Genomic DNA, 20,825 nt, shown 5'->3' with positions numbered 1-20,825 from the left:
TTTAATTATGCATTTAACATTTTTAATAAAAAAATTCCAATATAATAAAAAAATTATAATGAAAATTTGTTTTGAAAAAATAAATTTTGTTCCATTGTGGTATAGGTTTATCAACCATTTTACAAAACTGATTAAATAGTAAACCAAGTAAAGTCAAATATGGAAGATTCATTATTAGTAATTCCAAAGATAGGTCTAATAGTAATTTCATTAGTTATAATAGCAATTTTAGTAAAAATTAGAATTCAAGAAAGAATTGGAAATAAATTCTTTGGAATTATGATGGTATTTTGGAGTTTAGTCATTAGTATTAGTTTAAATCCAAATATTTTAGACAACATAATTGATTCTACACAATTAGATAACAGGGCACAAGTTCTATTGATAATTTCAATTGGAGTAATTATCTATACTCTGTATTCTCAAACTATCAAGACCAGAAATATTTCTGGAAATTTTTATCTGCTTATTAGAAAAACAGCAATAGATAATTTCAAAAGAGAATTCAAAGACATAATCAAAGATCCTATTGATGTTCTAATTGTAATCACTGCCAAAGATGAAGAAAAAAGTATTGGGAAAGTGATTGATAGTATAAGATCATTACAATTTTCTTTTACATACAAAATTTTAGTTATTAATGATGGATCATCAGATGATACAGAAAATATTGCAAGATTAAAAAATGTATTAGTTGTAAACCACATTTTTAATTTAGGAATTGGAGGTGCAACAAAAACAGGGTTTTATGTAGCTAAAATATTGCAACCAAAAATTGTCATAAATATTGACGCCGATGGACAACATGATCCAAGATTTATTTTACAAATGATATCAAAAATAAAAGATGAAAATATTGATATGGTGTATGGATCTAGATTTTATAAAGATACAGAATATGAAACTTCAATGATTAGATTTATTGGAAATAAGTTTTATACAAAATTAGTAAATAGAATTACAGGATTATCATTAACTGATGTTAATACGGGTTACAGAGCTGTTTCATTTGAAAAACTTGATTCTATATTTTTCTTTTCTGAAACTAATTTTGCAATAGAATTAGCAATTCGAGCTGCAAGAAATGGATTGAAAATTTCTGAGATACCCACATTATCAGTTACCAGAGCCTATGGTGAATCACAATTTCATAAAATAGAGAAATTTTTATCTTATAACATTAATGTTCAAAAACAAATTTTCAACGCAAATTATAGAAGAAAGACACCAATAGAAAAAGCATTGGTTAACTAAAATAGAAAGAATGTTGGAGGCAATATACAAATGAAAATTTTAATTCCAGGAATGGATGGGTATATTGGTTGGGCATTAGCTCTAAAACAACTCAAAATCGGTAACCAAGTTTGTGGAATTGATAATTTCTCAAGAAGAAGAAATGTAGAAGAGATGGGATCTTATTCTGCATTACCAATTTTAGAAATGAAAGAAAGATTGAAATTTTTGAGAGAAACGTTTGGAGAGAAAGTTTCATTTTTTCAAGGAGATTTGCTGGATGTTGATTTTACAAATGACATTGTTAGTAAAGTAAAACCTGACGTTATTGTTCATTTAGCAGAACAACCGTCTGCACCTTACAGTATGATTGATCAAGAACATAATATCTATACACAAAAAAATAATGTTATAGGTACACTAAATTTACTTCATTCAGTTCAAAAACACGTTCCTAAAGCTCACTTGATTAAACTTGGAACTATGGGAGAATATGGATATGATCCGGGGTTGGATATTCCAGAAGGATTTTTTGAGGTTGAATTTAGAGGTAAAAAAGCAACAGTGCCATTTCCAAAGATTGCAGGAAGTTGGTATCATTGGACTAAAGTTCACGATAGCAACAATATCATGTTTGCATGTAAATTATGGAATCTAAAATCAACTGACATCATGCAGGGAATAGTATATGGAACTAAAACAGAACAAACAATTGATGAGAATTACCATACAAGATTTGATTTTGATGAAGCATTTGGAACATCAATGAATAGATTTTGTGCACAAGCAGTTATTGGATATCCATTAACAATTCATGGTTCTGGTGGTCAAACAAGAGGATTTTTAGCTTTATCAGATTCTATTCAATGTATTTCATTATTGATAGACAATCCACCAGATGATGGAGAATATCGAGTTGTAAATCAATTTGATGAGCAATATAGTGTATTGGAAATTGCAAAGAAAATTCAAAATATTGGTAATCAAAAAGGATTAAATGTTGAAATTAAAAGTAAAGAAAACCCAAGATTGGAATCTGAGAAACACTACTATAATGCGGATCATGAAAAATTAAAGAATTTGGGATTCAAAAGAACAAGAGAAATTGATGATGAAATAGGAATAATGATCGAGCACCTTTTACCTTACAAAGATAGGATTGAGGAGAGAAAAGAGGTCATTGTAAAAAATATCAAGTGGCAAAAATAGAGATAATATTAGATGCAAAAAACAGCATATAGGCATAAACAAACAACTTAAAAATTTAATAGCAATTTAATTTTGAGTCGAGTAAATGCAATCAAATGAGAAAATGCAAAAGAGTAATACTCAAATTTCAATAATAATTCCAACATACAACGAGTCTCAAAATATTGTACAAATTTTAAAATCAATTAAAGATAATTTGCCAAAAAACTTGATTACTCAAGCTATAGTTATAGATGATAATTCTCCAGATGGAACTGGAAAAATAGTAGAAGACTATTTAAAAAATTTTAAGAAAATGGCAAATTATACAATTGAAATCATTCATAGAAAAGCTAAGGATGGATTAGGTTCTGCCATTCTCAATGGAATTCAAAAAGCTAAAGGAGATACAATTGTAGTAATGGATAGTGATTTTTCTCATCCACCGCAAATTATTCCCAAATTAATTGAATCAATAAAAAAATATCAATTTGATATTGCAGTAGCATCACGTTATATTAGTGGAGGAAAAATTCAAGGTTGGCCATTAAAAAGAAAATTAATGAGTAAATTTGCAACATTAATTGCAAAAAAAGGATTAGGTATAGAGACAAAAGATCCAATGTCAGGATTTTTTGCATTTAAGAAAAACATTATCAAAGAATTAAACATAGATGCGATTGGTTACAAAATTCTTTTAGAAATTCTGGTTAAGACAAAAGGAGTTAACATTAAAGAAGTTCCATATACTTTTCAAGATAGAGAGTTAGGTTCTAGTAAATTAACCATCAAAACCATTTTAGATTACTACAAGTCAGTTTGGAAGTTATATCGATACGGTAAACCAATAGAGAAACAAGAAAATCGTTCATCAGTGAAATTTATTTCTAAAGCGGCTAGATTCTATACTGTAGGAGCGTCGGGATTTGTTGTTAATTATATGATTTCATTATTATTTACTGGTGGAATCTCTGATATGTGGTATTTACATGCAAATATTATAGGAATTATTGCATCAATTACAACTAATTTTATTCTAAATAAGGCATGGACTTTTGGAGATAGAGACTTTAGAATAAAAAAGACTATTTCTCAATATGGAAAGTTTGCAATGTTTAGCTCTATAGGAGCACTAATACAATTAGGAATGGTCTACTTACTAGTAGATAGTGTTGAGATATCTTATCCATTAGCATTAATTTTGGCAGTTATGACTGCAGCATTTGGAAACTTTGTATTAAACAAAAAATGGACGTTTAATGAAAAACTAGTAAGTTAATTTTAAAGAAATTAAAATAAAAAGAACTGACTAACGTCTCTTTTCAGCTACTCAAAGGTAGAAGTAGAGGATTGTGACGAAAGTCCAGTTGAAGATGGTACAGATGGGAATTTGTCTCCTATCTGTTGCTCAGCTACTGCAGATGCTTCTTGAAGAATCTTTTCGGTTTCTTCACTTGAAACATCAGACTCCATACTAAATGAGTCTCCTGCAAGTGAATCCATCATTAGTCCATTAAGTGTCTGGGTCATACTGTTCAATTCTGAATCAGCTTCTGGCATGAATCTTCCTAGCGATGACTTCAATCCCTTCATTGTAGACATTGCTGGTCCAATTGCTACCATAGCGTCACCAAGATCATGAATAGTTGTCAGTCTTAGTTGGACTTGTTCTAATGACATTCTTGCGTTGCCGAGCATCTTTGTAACTTTACGAATTTCAGCTAATTCGTTAGACAAAACTCTACTTGTGCTAGTATCATGTTGCTGCATTGCAGTCACGACTCTCTGAAAGAGTTGCGCATCTCTTTCGTGCAGTTTACCTAACATAGAGTCCATTTTTGAGATTTGAACTTGTAGTTTGTTTACTGCTTGTTGAATTCGTGGTTTTAATGCACCTTGAGGTTTTACTGCATCACGTAGTTTGCCAGTTACACTTTGGGTCTCTTGTCGAGCCCAAGTACTATCGAAGTTTGGCATGATAAAGAATTTAGAAATTTAGTCTTAATCAACAGTGTAAATTTAGATCAGTTTTAGATTAAATTTAGCTAACAAACATTACTCTCAAATTTATAGAAAGATAATGGCTAAAATTGTAGTTTTTGATTCTGGTCTAGGCTCATTATCAATCATTAAGGCAATCCAAAAAACTTCAAAGTCAGAGATAATCTATTTTGCAGACCAACAAAATTATCCCTATGGGAACAAATCAAAGGCTCAATTATCTAAAATAATTCAAAGTTCTATCAGAATGTTACAGAAAGAATTTTCTCCTGACATCACAGTTGTAGCATCAAACACACCTAGCATAATATTAGACATGTCAATAAAAAAAATAATTGATGTAAAACCTCCATTAAAAGATGCTAGAAAGATATCTAAAACAAAACAAATTGGAATACTAGCAACAAAAAGTGCAATTAACAGTAAAGGTTTAACTCAATATATTAAAAAAAATAATTTTCCAAAAAATTTTAAAATTTTTAAAATAAATGGATCAGATCTTGTTGAGTTAGTGGAATCTGGAAAGTTTATTTCAAATAAAAAATATTGTCAAAATATTATTAAAAAAAATCTGGATGAAATAATATTACAAAATAATATAGATACAATAACTCTTTCAAGTACACATTTACCATTTTTAAAAATATTATTAAAAAAACAATATCCAAAAATTAGTTTTATAGATCCTGCAGACATTGTTGCAAAAAAAGTTTTTTCAAAAATTAAAAACAAACAAAATAAAAGAAATATGTTAAAGATTTTTGCAACAGGAAACGTAAAAACATTTCAAACTAAATTAAATAAAATGGGAATCAACAACAAAGTTATTTTTTTGTCTTCTTAGCTTTTCTATAACCATGACTAAATTTTTTATCATATAGTTTTGAATATTCATAAGTTTCAGGATCAATTACATCACTAATTATTACAATTGCAGTTCGTGTAATTTTTTCTTCCTTAATTTTTTTAGCAATATCTCCCAATGTTCCTTTGATAACTTTTTGATCCGGCCAACTTGCTCTATAAACAACTGCAACAGGTGTAGATTTTTTGTATCCTCCTTCAATTGCTTCAGTAACTAATTTTGAAATTAATTGTATGCTAAGATAAAAAATCAATGTTGCTTTGTGTTTTGCAAGTTCTGAAATTTTTTCACGTTTTGGAACTTTAGTTCTTGATTCACCTCTTGTAACAATAATTGTTTGAGTAACTCCAGGAAGAGTCAATTGTATTCCAAGCGCTGCAGCTGAGGCTAAAAATGCAGTAACTCCAGGAACAACTGTAGATTTTATTCCTTTTTTCTCTAAATTATCAATCTGCTCTTTGATGGCACCATAAATTGAAGGATCTCCATCATGCAATCTAACAACAAGTTTGTCTTTTTTTGCATTTTTGTATAATAAATTAAAAATTTCTTCTCTAACTAATTTAGCAGCATCATATAATTTTCCTTTTTTACATAACTTCAAAATCGGTTCAGGAATTAAAGAGCCTGAATATACAACAACATCTGCCTTTTGAATTAATTTTTTTGCTTTAACAGTGATTAATTCAGGATCACCTGGACCACATCCAACAAAGAATACCTCAGACACGTTTTACCACCAAAATTGAGAAATATTTTGTTGTCAATGATGAATCATTTACTTCACCCAAAGTCATTTTTCTAATAATTTCATTTTCTGTTCCAAGATCTTGCCCAATTGCAAAAATTGAATTGTCAGGAAAGCCTGATTCTTTTAGAACTTCAATTACCTTGTCAAAGTAACGTCCATCTTTAAGAAATATCATTGATTCAGAATGTTTTGCGATCTCTTTTACACTTGACAAATCATAACAAGATGGAATGATAGCAACTTTCTCTGCACCTTCAGCGATACTTACGCCAACTTTTGATGCAAATGTAAACATGGAAACGATTCCAGGAATTACACTAATATTCATATCAGGATAATTTTCCTTAAGATCTTTGTGCATGTAGATCCAAGTGCTATACAAAAATGGATCACCCACAGTAAGATAAACAACATTCTTTCCAGTCAATACAGTTTCTGCCATTATTTTGGCATTTTTTTTCCATGTAGATTCTAAAACATTCTTGTCTTTGGTCATTGGGAAGATTAGCTTAACAATCTCTTGATTTTTTGATTTATCAATAATTGGTGAAACAACAGCAAGTGCGATACTAGGTCGATCTTCTTTTGAAGCAGGACACATAATGATATCTGCATTCTGAATAGCCTTTACAGCTTTAACAGTAAGTAGATCGACATCTCCTGGACCTACTCCTATTCCAATTAATCCAGGCATGAAAAGTATGATTTTCTTCCTAATTAAAAATCTAGATTAAATTTTGGTAGCAGATATGATGGTAACAGGATTTCTTGCAAGCATCATGGTTCCTTTACTAGTTTTTCTGCTCTTAGATATGGTAATTTGAGTAATGTCTACAGATTCAAACTGTAATTTCTCTAATACTTGTAACACAGAATAGAGGGTCTCAATCAGTATGATGCCAATTACAATTCGTCCTCCAGATTTTAATTTATTTTCAGATAGTTCAACTATTTCTTTTGTATCCCCGCCTGTTCCTCCAATGAAAATAGTGTCAGCTTTTTCAAGATCTAAAATTTTTTCTTTAGCATTACCATGAATTACTGATATATTTGATAAATCAAATTTTATCATATTCTTCTTCGTTAGTTCTATAGCATTTTTATCATAATCAATTGCTAAAACTTTGCCAGAAGGTTCTATTTGCAATGCAGCTTCAACAGATATAGATCCACTACCGCATCCTATGTCATAAACAATTTGTCCAGGTTTTAATCTAGCCTTACTAATTTGAACAACTCTTACTTCTTCTTTAGTAATAGGAACTTTTTCTGCTCTTTCAAATTCTTCATCAGGAATACCCGGTGTTTTAAAATTCCACATTTACTATTACCATTTTTTAATATCTAAATTAAATATTAATTCCATTAGACACAGTTCCTAAATGGGTTAGTGTATAACTTACAATCCATGAAAACAGGTACAGGAAAACATAGCTTCCAATAGCTTGTGTGACAATTTTTTTTCTATCAGATGATGGCAATTGCATTTTCATTCCTTTGGCAACTATAATGGTTCCAAAAAATACTATAATCATAAATCCAATTGATGCCCATCTTCTTTCTTCACCTTCAATATCTTCAAAAATGAAAGTTGCTGCAGTTCCTGCTATTATAGCTAAGGCAACACGCATCCAAAATAATTTGTTTAATTTCCTATCTTTTTCGCTTTTCTCAGCAATACTCACTGGTGGTTCCCCTGATGGAGTATTTGGAACAGATTCAGAACTTTCTGTTTCTGGAACATCTGTAGGAACTTCCTCAATTGATTCCTTTTTAGATTCATTTGGATCTACTGTAGGTTCAGATTTTTTCTTTTTGAATTTTGCCAAGTAATTTTCTAGCGTGTCTCAAGCAAACCATGTTTAATATCTTTGGTCAAAGTTCGAGCATTTCAAAGCAAGAGTATAATTTTAGACAAGAAATAGGAGTGTTATGGCATTATCAGGAATAGAATTACGATATTTAGTTGATACAATTACAGAGCAAGCACAAGGATACTATGTTAGCAATATTTATGGAATTACTAAAGATAGTATTCTCTTCAAACTTCATCACACAGAAAAAAGTGATCTTTTCATGATGATTTCTACATCGGGTGTATGGTTAACTTCAGTAAAAATTGATCAAATGGAACCAAACAGATTACTCAAAAGATTACGAAGTGATTTACTCAGATTGAAATTAAAAAAAATAGAGCAGATTGGTGCAGAAAGAATTGCATATTTTACTTTTGAAGGATTTGGAAAAGAGTTTGTTTTAGTAGGTGAATTTTTTGGGGATGGTAATATACTACTATGTAACAATGAAATGAAAATTCTTGCATTACAACATTCAATAGATGTTAGACATAGAAAATTAAGTGTTGGTTTGAAATATACTCAGCCTCCTAGTAGCGGTTTAGATATTTTTAATTTGAAAGAATCAGATTTCGATGAATTAAAAACTACAGATCTTGTTGCTGCAAAATGGTTTGGAAGAACTTTAGGTTTGCCAAAAAAATATGTTGAAGCTGTCTTTGAAATTGCAAAAATTGATGGTAAAAAAATTGGAAATTTATTAACAGCAGAAGAAATAAAGAAAATTTTTGAAACTGTAAAAAAAATTGTTTCAGATATAATAAGTGGAAATCATGATGCAGTAATTGTTAGAAATGAAAAAACTGAAGTTCTTCCTATAAGATTAGGTAAATTAGAAGGGGAAATAACACAAGTAAATAGTTTCATTGAAGGATTGGATACTGTTTTCACTGAAAATATTATAGAAAAAGGCAAATCTGTACAATCAAGTGGTTCTGATAAAAAAATCAAAGAACTGCAAACACAAATTTCTGAACAAGAAAAAGCTATTGAAACGGTAAAAGAAAGATCAAAAAACATTACAAATGTTGCAAATTCTCTTTTTGAGATGGTATCAAAAGGAATAATATCAATTGAAGATAATTTGGCACAAGAAATTTTAGCAAAAAACAATGCAAAATTAATCAATGAAAAAGGAATTTCTTTAATTGTAGTGCAAGATGAAAAAATAAAGATAAACACTCAATCTCCCCTTCAATCAATTGCATCAGTATTATTTGATGAGGCTAAGAAACAATCCTCTGCAATTTTTTCTATTAAAGCAATTAAAGAGAAAACAGAAAAGAGATTAGAAAAATTTCAAAGTAAAACAGATTCAGAAAAAGATCTAATTGTTGTTTCAGAAATTAGAAAGAAAAACTGGTATGAAAGATATAGATGGTTCTTTACAACTGATGGATTTCTTACAATTGGGGGCAGAGATGCTGCATCAAATTCAGCCGTAATTAGAAAACATTTAGATAAAAATGATAAAATATTTCATGGTGATATTTTTGGATCTCCATTTTTTATTTTAAAAGATTCACAAAATGCTCCAGACACAAGTATGAATGAAGTTGCACATGCTACAGTTTGTTTTAGTCGTGCATGGAGAGAAGGAATGTATGGTGTTAGCGCTTACTGGGTTTATCCAGATCAAATAAAAAAATCAGCACCAAGTGGAGAATTTCTTCCAAAAGGCTCTTTTACTATAGAAGGACAAAGAAATTTTATCAAATCAGATACACTTCGTCTGGCTGTAGGAATTATGCCTATCGATGACGATTATGTTTTAACTTGCGGTCCTCCAGAACCAATTAAGAAAAATTCTCTCTGCTATGCAATTATTGAACCACATGGATTAGAAATGGCAGAGTGTGCCAAAAAAATCAGAATAGAATTTTCAAAACTGTTTGAAGACATTACAAGAAAAATTAACATTGATGAATTTGTTCGTGCTTTACCTGCTGGAAAAAGTCAGATAATAAAAGCAAGTATAGGAGATTCACAAAATGGGAATCTCATTGATAATGAATTTGATTAGAATCAGTATCAAACGAAATCTTCATTCCATTTTTAATTGAAGAAAATTCTTCATCACTGATTGTAATCATTGGGATGTTCGCTAATGCACATCCAGTAGCTACAGTAAGATCTGCTTTTTTACAAATCATTGCAAGTGGAGATGTTTTGTTTGATTTTATTGAATAAATTGTATATGCACCAACACTACTGCCTACACCATACGGAAAAACAAGAACTGTATCTTTGATTGATTTTTGATATAGATCATGATTTTTATCACTAATTATTCCCATTTTCTTATCAACTGTACCTAAGAAATTGATTGGGTTTTTAGACTTTAAAACAATGCCTTCTACTTTTCCTGAAACTAGAACTTTCATCTTGTCTCATCTTCTATAATTTGTGATAGTGGCTTTAGATTGACACCTACACCGTTAGAATTTTTAAGATAAAATGCACCTTTGATACTGTTAGTTGTAACTGCATCAACACTATCCTTGTTAATTAGAGGAGACAAACATGTACAACAGTCAGATAGAATTTCACATCCTGCACGTTCAAGTTCTGTAGTATATCCAATTTTTGTTGATTGTTCCTTTACAGTTCTAGGCAGAAACACCATACACCGTTTTTGAAATGAACGACCCTTTAGTTTTCCTGCAAGTTCAGAAATTTCATCTAGTCCCAATTGAGGACTACCAAGTGTGATAATATCACCTTTTTCTGCTGTGTTTAGTTCGTCATGAACATTTTGCATCTCTTTTTCATCAAAATCAATTTTTTCACAATTAGAATTTCCTTCTCCAAAGATGAACTTAGCACAAGTTCCAGATGTTCCCATACCCCCACACATTGCTTTAGTTTGCCTTTTATCCATATCGCCAAGTCCTGAGATATTCACAGATGTATCACCAACTTTTCCTGCAAAAAATCCAAGCATACCATATGTCAATTCATTTGGATTTTTTACTTTCATTTGAATTGTAATATTTGGGTTGTCATCTTTTCTTAATGAAGAGTATGGGCTTTTTCCAATAAGTGCGCTAGCCAATGCACTAAATGCACTTTCTTTGTTTGTTTTTAGATTATCAAAAGAGTTTGCATGGATTGCAGCATTACTTTCTGCAAATGCAACTTGAGTTCCAACTTTTGGAATATCAAAAATTTCATAAGGAATACATGAAAAAGATGGGATGACTCCCATTGTTTCATATGAATTTCTAATAGATAATTGCTTTGAGATAAAATTTTCATCTAATCCATAGTTGGATACATTATCTATATCAAATCCCATTGGGTTAAGAGTTGTTTTTACTTTGACTCGTGCTTCTTTACTAATACTGGATAGAAATTCTTCTCCTGCATCACCAATTGTATTATAATTTACGCCTGAAAGATGAGCCCATTCTATCGGTACTAGTTTATCTGCATCTGTTGCTTCACCTGTAGCAACAAGAATTCTGTATGCCATTTGCATAATTTCTCCTTGTTCGCCTTTTAATGCAGATTCTTCATCTTTAGTTAATTCCAATAGAACATATTTGTTAATACGAGTATAATACTTTAGGTGGTTTTCTAAAAAACTTGGGAGTATAATATCATCAACCATGGCCCACTGAAATAGTCATATTTTGCTTCATTTTGAACAAAATTCCAATTCCAGGAAGTTTAATTCGAAAATATTGTGTGTTACAATAATAACAGACAAAAAGATCATTTTAATAATAATATCATCATATTTCGTGTATGAGAAGTATGGTTGGATTTGCGTTCATAGTTTTTACTCTAACCGGATTGTTAATGACCACATCAATGTCGGATAGTTTCGCAGTTAAAGGTAAAAATAATGGAAGTAATGGATGTGAAAATGCCAATCCGAATAGTAGGGTTTGTGAAAAAAATCCAAATTCTTCATGTGATGTTACAGTATCTACAGAGGATTGTGATGGTGATGGATTAACCAATTCTGAGGATCTTTGTCCATTTAATCCAGTTGGAACACTAGGACAAACAGACAACGATTGTGATGGTGATGGATTAACCAATAGTTTTGAAGATGGAACTGGATGTTTAGACAAAACTAAAGTAGATACAGATGGAGATAGTTTTAGTGATAAATTAGAGATCGATACAGGCTCAGATCCTTGTGCAAGTGCAAGTACTCCATGATATTAGAATTTAAAAGTTGAATTTAGATTCTAATAGAGTTATTCTTTTACATTTCATATGAAGATGATTCTTTCAGGCATGGTAAAAACAATGAATGCTGTAAAGCCACCAAGAATTACGGCATTAAAAGATCTTCATGATGCAGAAACTGGTCCATTCAGTATTCTGATTGGAACAATTTTGTCAGCTAGAACCAAAGATGAGGCCACAACAAAGGCAGTCAAAGAATTATTCTCAAAGTACAAGAATCCCAAAGAACTAGCTAATGCAAAAATCAAAGACGTGGAGAAAATAATAAAGTCAATTGGATTCTTTCATGTAAAATCTAAAAGAATCATCGAGGTTGCAAAAATTATTGACAAAAAATACAAAGGCAAAGTTCCAGATAATTTGGAAACTCTAGTAGAATTGCCAGGAGTTGGAAGAAAAACTGCAAATTGCGTTCTAGTTTATGCATTTGAGAAACCTGCAATACCAGTAGATATTCATGTTCATAGAATTTCAAATAGATTAGGACTAGTTGATACAAAAAATCCAGAAGAGACAGAACAAGAACTAATGAAAAAAATACAAAAGAAATATTGGATTGACATTAATGATACATTCGTTATGTATGGTCAAAATATCTGTAAACCAATTTCACCAATGTGTAATGTATGTAAAATCAAAAAAAGCTGTAAATTTTACAAATCTAAGAACGCTTCTTAGTTAAAAATAGTATTCCAACTATTACACCCATGCCAGCTGCTACATAAAATGGAAACAATGCAAATACATTCTTTGCAGGATCACCAGATAGAAATTCTATAATCATACTTCCAGAACTTACTGCAGGGGGATCAGTGGAACCTTCCATTCCATGAACAGAGTAAGAATGAATTGCAAATTCTCCTATATCCAAATTAGTGACTACAATTCTTGCACCATTATTCACAGTTAATCCTGCCCTGTCAGTAAATGATATGATAGATTTTGCCTCAGGATACCAACCTCTATCCAAATCTCTATGAACTACAATGTAACCTTCTTTGGGAGTTTGAACTGCAACCCAAAATTTGTTATCAGGCTGTGAACCCATTCCTACTTCAATAAACTCATCACGATTCTCTTGATCATACAGTCTTAAAACTGCATTTCCATTTGGATTTGCATATAGCAGATTGTTATCAATTGTCACCTGCCAACTTACAGCATGAACATCGTCTAAAACTCTAATTGGTGCTTCACGTACTATAGTGTTGAATTCATCTGAAGGAATCTCTAATGTATCAATGATTAATGACGGATTGTTTGTTTCCTGAGCAAATGCAGGTGATATAAAAATTCCAGTAAGTAAAATTATTGCAAAAAGATATTTCACAAGCTAGATCAAATTTGATTGAATAAAAATCTAATCAACAAATGGTTTTGGATGATCTAAAATTACTTGTGCTACTTCTGGTCTTAGAATAAACTCTGAAGGGGCTTGACCATTTTGAATCATTTCTCGCAGTGCAGTTCCACTAATTTGCTCTTTTACATCATCATCGTGTGGACATGCTTTTGGAGTAGTGTATGTGAGGCATTTTCTACAATAAAAGAAAGGCGGAAAGAATACTGGAGATATTTCTAACTCTGGATAGTCATCAAAGATTTTTTGTGCTGCAAATGGATCATAGAACTTTCCAACACCTGCATGATCTCGTCCAATTATGATATGAGTGCATCCATAATTTTGTCTCATTATTGCATGGTGAATTGCTTCTTTTGGACCAGCATACTTCATTTCAGTATGCAATGTTCCTAGTTTACATCTATTTTCTGGATAGTATAATTTTATCATAGTTTCGTAACATTTGACAATAACTTCATCTACAAAGTCACCAGATTTTTTCTTTCCAATGATCGGATTTACAAATACACCATCACGTGTTGTAATTGATGTTTTTTGAAGCATTTCATGAGCTACATGTGGTGGATTTCTAGTCTGAAATGCACAGATTGTTTTCCATCCAGCTTTTGCAAAAGCCTCTCGTGTTTGAGTAGGTGTTAGTCTATTTTTTCTGATTTCAGTATCATTCGGTCTTTGAATATAATCAATTTTTCCTCCAACCAAATAATCTTTCATTGACATTGTTTTTGCAACGCCTGGATGTGATAAATCATTGGTTCCATAGACTCCTTGTACAGTTTTTTCTTTATCAAAAGAAAACGTTTCCTTAACATGTAATACTGCAACACCTACACCATCTGGATTTTTCAGTAAAACATCTCCTGATTCTTTCATTTTAGAAGCAGTTTCTGAATCTACATCAAGCACAATTGGAATAGTCCAAGCTAAATCATTAGCTAGTCTTCCACGTGAAATGACACTTTCAAAGTCTTGTTTATTTAAAAATCCCTCTAACGGACTAAATATCCCATCTGCAATGTTTTCAACATCATTTGCAAGATCTTCACTGATTGTAATTGAGAATAATCCAGTAGGATCAATTTTTTTAATTCTGTTTACTAGAATTCCACCATGTGGTTTGATTGAACTGTTTTCTGACATACTAATCCATCCTTTTACGGTCTATATGAAGGCCACACTCTTTATTTCCACCTTGTTCCCACCACCATCGTCCAGATCTTAGATCTTCACCAGGTTTGATTGGTCTAGTACATGGTTCACATCCAATACTAGGATAGCCTTTGTCAAGTAGACTGTTGTAGGGCAAATTATTTTTTTTAATATATTCTTGAATTTGATCCCAAGTCCAATCAATAATCGGGTTTATTTTTAAAATTCCTCCGTGTACGTGATCTATTTGAAAGATTTTTACATTTTCACGATTTTTGGTCTGATCACGTCTTAATCCAGTGATCCAACCATCTAGTGTATTCAACATTTTATTCATTGGATGAACTTTTCTAATTTCACAGCATAGTTCTCTATTTTCTACACTATCATAGAACAGATTCATTCCTTTATCACGAACCATATCTTCTACTTCTTGGGTATTAGGAAATAGAACTTCAACAGAAATATTGTATTTTTTTCTCACAATATCTATGATGTCATAGGTTTCTTGTGGCAATCGTCCTGTATCAAGAGTAAAGAATCTAAATTTGGGATTAATTTTCATCATTATATCCATCATCACAGCATCTTCAGCACCAAAACTTGATGCTTTGGCAACTTTAGGATGAAGATTATCTGAGACCCACTGTAATGCTTCTTCAGCAGTTTTGATTTTTGAGTTCAAATCATCTACTTGTTCTTGCGTGAATTTTGTCACAATATCAGTGGAATTATTTGTTTTATATTGATTACCCGAAGTTTTATCCTAAATTATAAACAAGTAGAATTCAAAATAGAAAATATGGATGAAATATCATATGTTGTAGTTTTTCCAACTATATTTTCAAAAAATAAAATTCCATATCTAATTTCAAATATTAAAAAAATTCTTAAAATAAAAAATCAGCAATTTAAGTCTGTTAAACGTGATGGGGATGTTATTCTAGTTGATGCAAATGATCCTGTCTTTGCATTATCAGCAATAAATTTACTTTTTGGAATTGAAAAGATTGCAATTGCAAGACAAGTAAAAAATGATTTTCAAAGTATTGTTTCTGAAATTACTTCTATTGGCGGTAACTTGCTCTTAAAAGGAGAAAAATTTCTAGTTAAAGTAGAAGGAATATCAAAAGGATTTGTAACCAAGGATGTAGAAATTGCAGCTACGTCAAATATTATAGAAAAGAAAATGAGTTCAGGAGCTCATCCAGGAACAGATGAAAATTTTGATAAATTATTATACACATATTTAACAAAAAGTAGTGCATATGTTTGCATTTTTTTAGATAAAGGTAAAGGAGGAATACCATATCAATCACAAAATCAAAAAACTATATGTGCAATATTTGATGAGATCTCTGCAGTTTCTTGTTATGAGACGATCAAACAAGGTCATGATGTGGATATACTAGTTTGTTATAGACAGAAATCAGAGTTGATGAATCTTGCAAAGATAATTAATCAAATTATTCCAAGACTAGTGCAAGACAAAATAAAACTTGAATTTTTACAACTTAAAATTAATCCTAATGGAACGAAAAATTATCTAATTTTTATAAATTCTATATTAGAGATACTATTACGATATCCTAACAGTCATGTGTCATTAGCATTGTCTCCACTAATTTTTTCTCTAGAATTTATCGATAATTCATTAAAAAAAGTTTTTGAAAAAAAGAAAATACCTATTTTGCCACTAGCTGGCGTGGATTCTAGTTTGTTTGATGAAGCAAAAGAGATTGGATTGGAAAGAAACATCAAAAAATTAGAAAAAATGGTGACTATTGCAACAAATGAAATTCCATCTTTTTTAAAAAAAGAAGTTGAATTTGCACTGAAAACAAAGAAAACCATTACAGTTCATCTAGGACCTAACAATGTTCATGATATTTTAGATTCATTAGAGAATCACTGAGAATTTAAACGGCATATTCAGTTTCATATTATGCTCAAAATAGGAGAATTCATCTATCCGTGGGGAAGTGGTCATTATTCAAGAATGATGAGGCTAAATGACGTTCTGGGAGAATATATCAAAGAAGAATTTGAAGTTCATTTTTCAAGCAAAGATCATGTTTATGAAAAACTATTAAAAAAATTCCCCGATCAAAAAGAAAAAATCCATGAAATTTTGATGCCAACCCCAATTGATGGAAAATTTGGTCCAAGTGTTTCAAAATCGTTGATGAATTTGCTACTACCAATTTCAAAAAATCCATCATTAGTTAGACAGATTACAAACTATTTGAGGGAAGAGCGAAAGCTCTACAACAAAGAAAAGTTTGATCTTGTGATTAATGATGGAGATATGGGTTCAAATATTCTAGCTAAAAATAGAAATATTCCAAGTTTGTTTGTAACAAATCAATTTAGACCAAAATTATATAATTCAAGATCATATCTTTATCCTTCATTAGTTTTTGTTGCAAAACAAATTGCCAAAGCATCAAGAATTCTTGTAGCAGATTCACCGCCACCATATACAATGTGTGAATTTAATCTAAATTTTACCAAAGATGTACAAGAAAAAGTTACTTATGTTGGACATTTTACTAGTAAAAAAATCAAAAAAGAAAAAGAATCAGAACTAGAAAAATTAGTTAAAAATAATGAATTTGGATATTGGATGAGAACAGGAAACAAATCAACTAATGATGGAACTGGTCAAAGATATGAAGAAGTATTTCACCAAGATGAGATGAAAAAAGAAAAAGAATTATTTCACATGCAAGAAATGATCCTAACATCGATTCAGTAATTGGAAAAGATGGAGAAAATTATTCAATATCAGAAGCGTTAGAAAAGAAGATTGATTGGATACAAATTGATATTGGCTTTCTTTCAGAACAAGAAAAAGATACAATTTTGGATTTGTGTAAATATGCTGTTGTTAATGGATCCCATACCGTAATGGGAGAAATTATGGGTGGGAAATCAAAGCCAATAATCGGAATTCCAATTTATGATGAGCATACAAACAATATCAGATGGGCCGAAGAGAAGAATTTAGGTGTGTTAGCAATTAAGCCAAGTCAAGTGACTAAAGGCATATCAAAAATCAAAGAAAATTATGTGGAATTTCAAGATAATTTGAATGATTTTTCAAAGAATTTTGTTCCAAACGGGGCAGAAAATTCAGCAAAAATTGCTGCTCAAACATTAGAAGAAAAGAGATAATAGATTATTTTGATAATTTTGCTCATCTGGCACGCGGGATTTCGATGGGCGAACGGACCGCAAGGGATGATGAAAAAATCCGCGTGTCAGATAATATCGATCAGTAATGATTGTGGGAACGCTTTTATGGAAAAAATTAAGCCAAATCTTAGTGCCTAACTGTCCCGAATGTACATCACGAGAGAAAAAGAAGATAGAAGCAAAATACATAGAAGATTTTCCAGAAGAAGAGGACAGAAACAGAGATGCTTTGTTCAAATTATTTGATGAAATTGATATTCCAATGAAAATGGATGAGAAGAATAGGAGACACTTCATTTGTAAGAGATGTGGATTATACGCAACAAGAGAAGAAATTTCAGATATCAGATTCAAGTTAAATCAAAGAGAAAGAACACGTGATGATAAACACGATGACTATCTTGAATGGTGGTCAAAGAGTAAAAAAGAAAAAGCAGAAAGCTAGAGTGGTTTACCATGGTAAAAAAGAAAGAAGATGAAATACCACAATGGGTTACCGATGAAATTCAGAATGCAAAATTCAAAAAACCTGAAGAGTTAAAAAAACAAGGATATATTCTGGAATTTTATTATGAAGATAATAAGATAGATGTTCAATTGTATGATGCTGTAGAAGATGGTCGACATATTGTAACAATGGATGTTCCAAAAACTATCAAAATAGATGATTTACTAAAAGGTGAAGTTTACGAGTTTGTTTTTGATCAACATAAAGCACCATTAAGCAAAAAGGTCTCAGAATTTCTAGAAAAAGAAAAAGAAATTGAAATGAAAGCAATTTATCAATTTGAATTAAAATCATTGGAATTACTAGATGTAGGCTCTAGTGAATCTGCAGATGAAGATTTAGAAGAATAAATTTTGGCATTTTTCATTGAATCTAGTTGTTTTTTGAAAGATTTGCCTAAAATAGGGTTAACAAAATATGGAAACGTATTTTTCATCCATACTGCACCTCGTACTACAGAAGGAACTATAATTTCTAATCTTGGAGAATTTGCTGCTTTTAAGATCGCTTTTGCTACAGTTTTGGAGCTAAGTGAGGTTGGAGAAAATTTTGGCATTTTTTCAAATGATGGATGTTCAAAGAAATCAGTTCTAACCATAATTGGACTAACAACAGTAATTCCAACTCCAGAATTTTTTAATTCATGTTTTAGACCTTCTGAAAATCCAAGCATTGCAAACTTTGATGCACAGTAAGAAGCAATACCAGGTAAACCAAAGCTTGCTGCAACAGATGCAACATTGACAATATGACCAGATTTTTTTACTAACATAGACGGAAGAAAATTTTTGATGCAGTAAATCATTCCAAAATAATTGGTTTTCATCTGAGATTCTATTTCATCAATACTAAGTTCAGATACAGAACCATAAATTGCAAAACCTGCATTATTTACTAAAATATCAACTGAATTGAATTTTTCTAAAACCATTTTTGACATTTCTTTTACTTGGTTTTTATCAGATACATCACATTGACAAATCATTGTAGTAACATTGAATTTTTTTAATTCATTAGCGACTTGTTCAAGCTTATCTTTTCTTCTTGAAACTAAAACAACGTTAGCTCCTAATTTTGCAAATTCTATTGCAGATTCTCTACCAATTCCTGAGGATGCACCAGTAATTAAAACAATTTTATTTTTAAAATCCACAAATCAAAAAAAACATCTAAAGATAAAGTGGTTTCTATATAGCCTAAGATTTGGATATTCTACTTAGTGCTAGTTTTACCAAAAGTAGCCATGTAATGACAATTGGTACATAGTATGTGGCAATTCTCCATCCAATTACTGCATCCCAGCCTACAATTCCCTCAGTAATTTCAAATGCAAATGGATCCAAATTATTCAGATACGCAACAATTCCAAATTCTGCCAAACCTGACCCTCCTATTGTGATTGGCAGATTTCCAATTGCATTTGCACCCATTACAGCCATTATAGAATCAAATGCATTAATTGCAAAGTCAGTTCCCACTGCAATAATCATAAATGAAATTCCATAAAAGGACCAAGATGCAAGGGAGAACAAGAATGAAACTGTAAAGATTTTTTTAGATTCAGAAGTTTTTAGATTCTCTCGACTCATTGTACATACTTCTTCCATCCAGGTGTTGGTTTTATCAATGGCTTTGGCCCCTTTTTCTTTTCCAAATTTCTTTGCAAGATTTTCTAACACTTTGGGAACTTGGAATGTGTGTTTGGATGATAGAAAGAACATAACCATCCACAGAGATGTAATAATAATACTGGTTGCCAAAATAACTCCTGCAACTACATATGCACCATTTAGTAATGCGATGATACCTGCAATTATTGATAACAAACCTGCTGCAAACACTTCAGTTACAATATCCATAATTGCAATCCATGCAGACTTTGCAGGCTTTGCTCCTTTTTTATGCAAATAATATATCACAACAAATTCTGCACCAACAAACATCGGAGTTGTAAATTTGATAAATTCGCTGCCAACTCTGACACCAACTAGCTTAAAAAACGAGTCAAAATTTCCAAGATATTTTCTTGTAATGTATGCAAATTTCACGCCTTGAAGACCCAGTTTGATCAACATGGCAGCTATTGCTCCAAGAAACGGAAATAATCCAATAGCTAAAACATCTTCTATTTGGATATCAAATTGAATGGCAATTATGAAAATAGGAATTAAGGTTAATGGAATAGCAATTAATCTCCAGTTCATTTGATAATTTTTTTGGGGAATCAAATATGAAAGTTGAGTACATTTCCAGTCAGGAAATATCTATGCCTAAAATTAGGCATGAAAATTAGGATATATCTGAGACTTTATCTTGATTTTGAAGTTCCTGTTTTATTTCTTCAAATAAAGAATCAAGCATATCAAAGTTTGAAAGATTTCTTTCTCTAAGTAATTTTACTACTAAATCTTTGAGATAATCTTCCTTTTGTAATGTACTTTGAATCACAAAAAAAATACAATTTAGTTAGATAAAGGCAAAATGGAAATTATTGATCTTTATGAATACCA

25 protein-coding genes are annotated in these 20,825 nt (G+C 31.0%); 12 read left to right on the top strand and 13 right to left on the bottom strand.

The features are described 5' to 3' along the window. The first annotated feature begins 159 nt into the window (after positions 1–159). The 3 genes from NSED_RS09975 to NSED_RS09965 all read left to right on the top strand — a co-directional run bounded on the left by NSED_RS09975 (position 160) and on the right by NSED_RS09965 (position 3,700). The gene (locus tag NSED_RS09975; RefSeq protein WP_014966139.1) at positions 160–1,254 is read left to right on the top strand and encodes a DUF2304 family protein; all 1,095 of its coding nucleotides are present in this window, start codon (positions 160–162) and stop codon (positions 1,252–1,254) included. Between the two features lie 30 nt (positions 1,255–1,284). After that, positions 1,285–2,442: a UDP-sulfoquinovose synthase gene (agl3, locus tag NSED_RS09970; RefSeq protein WP_014966138.1), complete on the top strand. Its 1,158-nt coding sequence runs from the start codon at positions 1,285–1,287 to the stop codon at positions 2,440–2,442. 85 nt (positions 2,443–2,527) lie between these two features. Further along, complete coding sequence (locus NSED_RS09965; protein WP_014966137.1) at positions 2,528–3,700, top strand: glycosyltransferase; 1,173 nt, start codon at positions 2,528–2,530, stop codon at positions 3,698–3,700. A gap of 47 nt (positions 3,701–3,747) precedes the next feature. Here NSED_RS09965 and NSED_RS09960 read toward each other — a convergent pair whose 3' ends face one another. Beyond that, positions 3,748–4,398 carry a Snf7 family protein gene (locus NSED_RS09960; RefSeq protein WP_014966136.1) on the bottom strand — a complete coding sequence of 217 codons (651 nt, stop codon included), beginning with the start codon at positions 4,396–4,398 and terminating at the stop codon, positions 3,748–3,750. 271 nt (positions 4,399–4,669) lie between these two features. Here NSED_RS09960 and NSED_RS09955 point away from each other — a divergent pair, with 271 nt between their 5' ends. Then, a complete protein-coding gene (locus tag NSED_RS09955) occupies positions 4,670–5,266 on the top strand; it encodes a glutamate racemase (RefSeq protein WP_338031842.1) in 597 nt (198 codons plus the stop codon). Here NSED_RS09955 and cobM read toward each other — a convergent pair. The 4 genes from cobM to NSED_RS09935 are packed head-to-tail and all read right to left on the bottom strand — an operon-like array spanning position 5,247 to position 7,867. Next, a complete protein-coding gene (gene cobM, locus NSED_RS09950) occupies positions 5,247–6,017 on the bottom strand; it encodes a precorrin-4 C(11)-methyltransferase (protein WP_014966134.1) in 771 nt (256 codons plus the stop codon). The genes NSED_RS09955 and cobM overlap by 20 nt on opposite strands. Beyond that, a complete protein-coding gene (gene cobI, locus NSED_RS09945; RefSeq protein WP_014966133.1) occupies positions 6,010–6,732 on the bottom strand; it encodes a precorrin-2 C(20)-methyltransferase in 723 nt (240 codons plus the stop codon). Before cobI ends, cobM begins: the two co-directional genes overlap by 8 nt. A gap of 36 nt (positions 6,733–6,768) precedes the next feature. After that, the gene (gene cbiT, locus NSED_RS09940) at positions 6,769–7,359 is read right to left on the bottom strand and encodes a precorrin-6Y C5,15-methyltransferase (decarboxylating) subunit CbiT (RefSeq protein ID WP_014966132.1); all 591 of its coding nucleotides are present in this window, start codon (positions 7,357–7,359) and stop codon (positions 6,769–6,771) included. Positions 7,360–7,387: 28 nt separating this feature from the next. Then, the gene (locus NSED_RS09935) at positions 7,388–7,867 is read right to left on the bottom strand and encodes a hypothetical protein (protein ID WP_014966131.1); all 480 of its coding nucleotides are present in this window, start codon (positions 7,865–7,867) and stop codon (positions 7,388–7,390) included. A 103-nt stretch (positions 7,868–7,970) separates the two neighbouring features. Between NSED_RS09935 and rqcH the strand changes: the two genes are divergently transcribed. Continuing rightward, the gene (gene rqcH, locus NSED_RS09930) at positions 7,971–9,917 is read left to right on the top strand and encodes a ribosome rescue protein RqcH (RefSeq protein ID WP_014966130.1); all 1,947 of its coding nucleotides are present in this window, start codon (positions 7,971–7,973) and stop codon (positions 9,915–9,917) included. Here rqcH and NSED_RS09925 read toward each other — a convergent pair. Together NSED_RS09925 and NSED_RS09920 are read right to left on the bottom strand one after the other, a co-directional pair. Then, the gene (locus NSED_RS09925) at positions 9,895–10,278 is read right to left on the bottom strand and encodes an aconitase X swivel domain-containing protein (RefSeq protein WP_014966129.1); all 384 of its coding nucleotides are present in this window, start codon (positions 10,276–10,278) and stop codon (positions 9,895–9,897) included. The genes rqcH and NSED_RS09925 overlap by 23 nt on opposite strands. After that, a complete protein-coding gene (locus NSED_RS09920) occupies positions 10,275–11,429 on the bottom strand; it encodes an aconitase X (protein ID WP_014966128.1) in 1,155 nt (384 codons plus the stop codon). Before NSED_RS09920 ends, NSED_RS09925 begins: the two co-directional genes overlap by 4 nt. Before the next feature lie 215 nt (positions 11,430–11,644). Between NSED_RS09920 and NSED_RS09915 the strand changes: the two genes are divergently transcribed. Both NSED_RS09915 and NSED_RS09910 read left to right on the top strand, forming a co-directional pair. Continuing rightward, on the top strand, positions 11,645–12,067 hold the full coding sequence (locus tag NSED_RS09915) for a hypothetical protein (RefSeq protein ID WP_232212338.1): 423 nt from the start codon (positions 11,645–11,647) through the stop codon (positions 12,065–12,067). A 57-nt stretch (positions 12,068–12,124) separates the two neighbouring features. Continuing rightward, positions 12,125–12,775: an endonuclease III domain-containing protein gene (locus NSED_RS09910; protein WP_014966126.1), complete on the top strand. Its 651-nt coding sequence runs from the start codon at positions 12,125–12,127 to the stop codon at positions 12,773–12,775. On the opposite strand, the gene NSED_RS09905 is transcribed toward NSED_RS09910, so the two are convergent. Genes NSED_RS09905 through NSED_RS09895 form a run of 3 tightly spaced genes read right to left on the bottom strand, consistent with a single transcriptional unit; the run spans position 12,759 to position 15,327 of the window. Beyond that, a complete protein-coding gene (locus NSED_RS09905) occupies positions 12,759–13,427 on the bottom strand; it encodes a hypothetical protein (RefSeq protein WP_014966125.1) in 669 nt (222 codons plus the stop codon). The genes NSED_RS09910 and NSED_RS09905 overlap by 17 nt on opposite strands. A 30-nt stretch (positions 13,428–13,457) precedes the next feature. Continuing rightward, positions 13,458–14,600, bottom strand: a complete 1,143-nt coding sequence (gene sat / locus NSED_RS09900; protein ID WP_014966124.1) for a sulfate adenylyltransferase — start codon at positions 14,598–14,600, stop codon at positions 13,458–13,460. 1 nt (position 14,601) lies between these two features. Further along, complete coding sequence (locus tag NSED_RS09895) at positions 14,602–15,327, bottom strand: phosphoadenylyl-sulfate reductase (protein ID WP_014966123.1); 726 nt, start codon at positions 15,325–15,327, stop codon at positions 14,602–14,604. Positions 15,328–15,411: 84 nt separating this feature from the next. On the opposite strand from NSED_RS09895, the gene NSED_RS09890 reads away from it, so the two are divergent. The 5 genes from NSED_RS09890 (at position 15,412) to NSED_RS09875 (ending at position 18,665) form a co-directional block, all read left to right on the top strand. Next, complete coding sequence (locus tag NSED_RS09890) at positions 15,412–16,524, top strand: thiamine biosynthesis protein (protein ID WP_014966122.1); 1,113 nt, start codon at positions 15,412–15,414, stop codon at positions 16,522–16,524. Between the two features lie 30 nt (positions 16,525–16,554). After that, a complete protein-coding gene (locus tag NSED_RS09885; protein ID WP_232212337.1) occupies positions 16,555–17,367 on the top strand; it encodes a hypothetical protein in 813 nt (270 codons plus the stop codon). 107 nt (positions 17,368–17,474) lie between these two features. Continuing rightward, positions 17,475–17,786 (top strand): hypothetical protein, encoded by a 312-nt coding sequence (locus NSED_RS10850; protein WP_237737691.1) that lies wholly within the window; start codon positions 17,475–17,477, stop codon positions 17,784–17,786. Between the two features lie 151 nt (positions 17,787–17,937). After that, positions 17,938–18,252: a hypothetical protein gene (locus NSED_RS09880; protein WP_026090062.1), complete on the top strand. Its 315-nt coding sequence runs from the start codon at positions 17,938–17,940 to the stop codon at positions 18,250–18,252. Between the two features lie 11 nt (positions 18,253–18,263). Then, the gene (locus NSED_RS09875) at positions 18,264–18,665 is read left to right on the top strand and encodes a hypothetical protein (RefSeq protein WP_016940143.1); all 402 of its coding nucleotides are present in this window, start codon (positions 18,264–18,266) and stop codon (positions 18,663–18,665) included. Here the strand turns inward: NSED_RS09875 and NSED_RS09870 are convergent. The 3 genes from NSED_RS09870 to NSED_RS10660 form a co-directional block, all read right to left on the bottom strand. Then, complete coding sequence (locus NSED_RS09870; RefSeq protein ID WP_014966120.1) at positions 18,590–19,468, bottom strand: SDR family NAD(P)-dependent oxidoreductase; 879 nt, start codon at positions 19,466–19,468, stop codon at positions 18,590–18,592. The two genes, NSED_RS09875 and NSED_RS09870, sit on opposite strands and share 76 nt — an antisense overlap. Before the next feature lie 43 nt (positions 19,469–19,511). Beyond that, a complete protein-coding gene (locus NSED_RS09865) occupies positions 19,512–20,519 on the bottom strand; it encodes a lysylphosphatidylglycerol synthase transmembrane domain-containing protein (RefSeq protein ID WP_016940142.1) in 1,008 nt (335 codons plus the stop codon). Positions 20,520–20,604: 85 nt separating this feature from the next. Continuing rightward, positions 20,605–20,763, bottom strand: coding sequence for a hypothetical protein (locus tag NSED_RS10660; RefSeq protein ID WP_016940141.1), 159 nt, complete (start codon positions 20,761–20,763; stop codon positions 20,605–20,607). Positions 20,764–20,825 lie beyond the last annotated feature (62 nt).

This window comes from Candidatus Nitrosopumilus sediminis, from assembly GCF_000299395.1.
GTDB lineage: Archaea > Thermoproteota > Nitrososphaeria > Nitrososphaerales > Nitrosopumilaceae > Nitrosopumilus > Nitrosopumilus sediminis.
The sequence above is the reverse complement of the archived record's forward strand: the minus strand, read 5'-3'. Positions and strand labels throughout refer to the sequence as shown.

Excerpts from the sequence above, each read along its gene's own strand:
- NSED_RS09975 (WP_014966139.1), top strand. The coding sequence starts at position 160 with ATGGAAGATTCATTATTAGTAATTCCAAAGATAGGTCTAATAGTAATT.
- agl3 (WP_014966138.1), top strand. The coding sequence starts at position 1,285 with ATGAAAATTTTAATTCCAGGAATGGATGGGTATATTGGTTGGGCATTA.
- NSED_RS09965 (WP_014966137.1), top strand. The coding sequence starts at position 2,528 with ATGCAATCAAATGAGAAAATGCAAAAGAGTAATACTCAAATTTCAATA.
- NSED_RS09960 (WP_014966136.1), bottom strand. The coding sequence starts at position 4,398 with ATGCCAAACTTCGATAGTACTTGGGCTCGACAAGAGACCCAAAGTGTA.
- NSED_RS09955 (WP_338031842.1), top strand. The coding sequence starts at position 4,670 with ATGTTACAGAAAGAATTTTCTCCTGACATCACAGTTGTAGCATCAAAC.
- cobI (WP_014966133.1), bottom strand. The coding sequence starts at position 6,732 with ATGCCTGGATTAATTGGAATAGGAGTAGGTCCAGGAGATGTCGATCTA.
- cbiT (WP_014966132.1), bottom strand. The coding sequence starts at position 7,359 with ATGTGGAATTTTAAAACACCGGGTATTCCTGATGAAGAATTTGAAAGA.
- rqcH (WP_014966130.1), top strand. The coding sequence starts at position 7,971 with ATGGCATTATCAGGAATAGAATTACGATATTTAGTTGATACAATTACA.
- NSED_RS09925 (WP_014966129.1), bottom strand. The coding sequence starts at position 10,278 with ATGAAAGTTCTAGTTTCAGGAAAAGTAGAAGGCATTGTTTTAAAGTCT.
- NSED_RS09915 (WP_232212338.1), top strand. The coding sequence starts at position 11,645 with ATGAGAAGTATGGTTGGATTTGCGTTCATAGTTTTTACTCTAACCGGA.
- NSED_RS09910 (WP_014966126.1), top strand. The coding sequence starts at position 12,125 with ATGAAGATGATTCTTTCAGGCATGGTAAAAACAATGAATGCTGTAAAG.
- sat (WP_014966124.1), bottom strand. The coding sequence starts at position 14,600 with ATGTCAGAAAACAGTTCAATCAAACCACATGGTGGAATTCTAGTAAAC.
- NSED_RS09890 (WP_014966122.1), top strand. The coding sequence starts at position 15,412 with ATGGATGAAATATCATATGTTGTAGTTTTTCCAACTATATTTTCAAAA.
- NSED_RS09885 (WP_232212337.1), top strand. The coding sequence starts at position 16,555 with ATGCTCAAAATAGGAGAATTCATCTATCCGTGGGGAAGTGGTCATTAT.
- NSED_RS09875 (WP_016940143.1), top strand. The coding sequence starts at position 18,264 with ATGGTAAAAAAGAAAGAAGATGAAATACCACAATGGGTTACCGATGAA.
- NSED_RS09865 (WP_016940142.1), bottom strand. The coding sequence starts at position 20,519 with ATGAACTGGAGATTAATTGCTATTCCATTAACCTTAATTCCTATTTTC.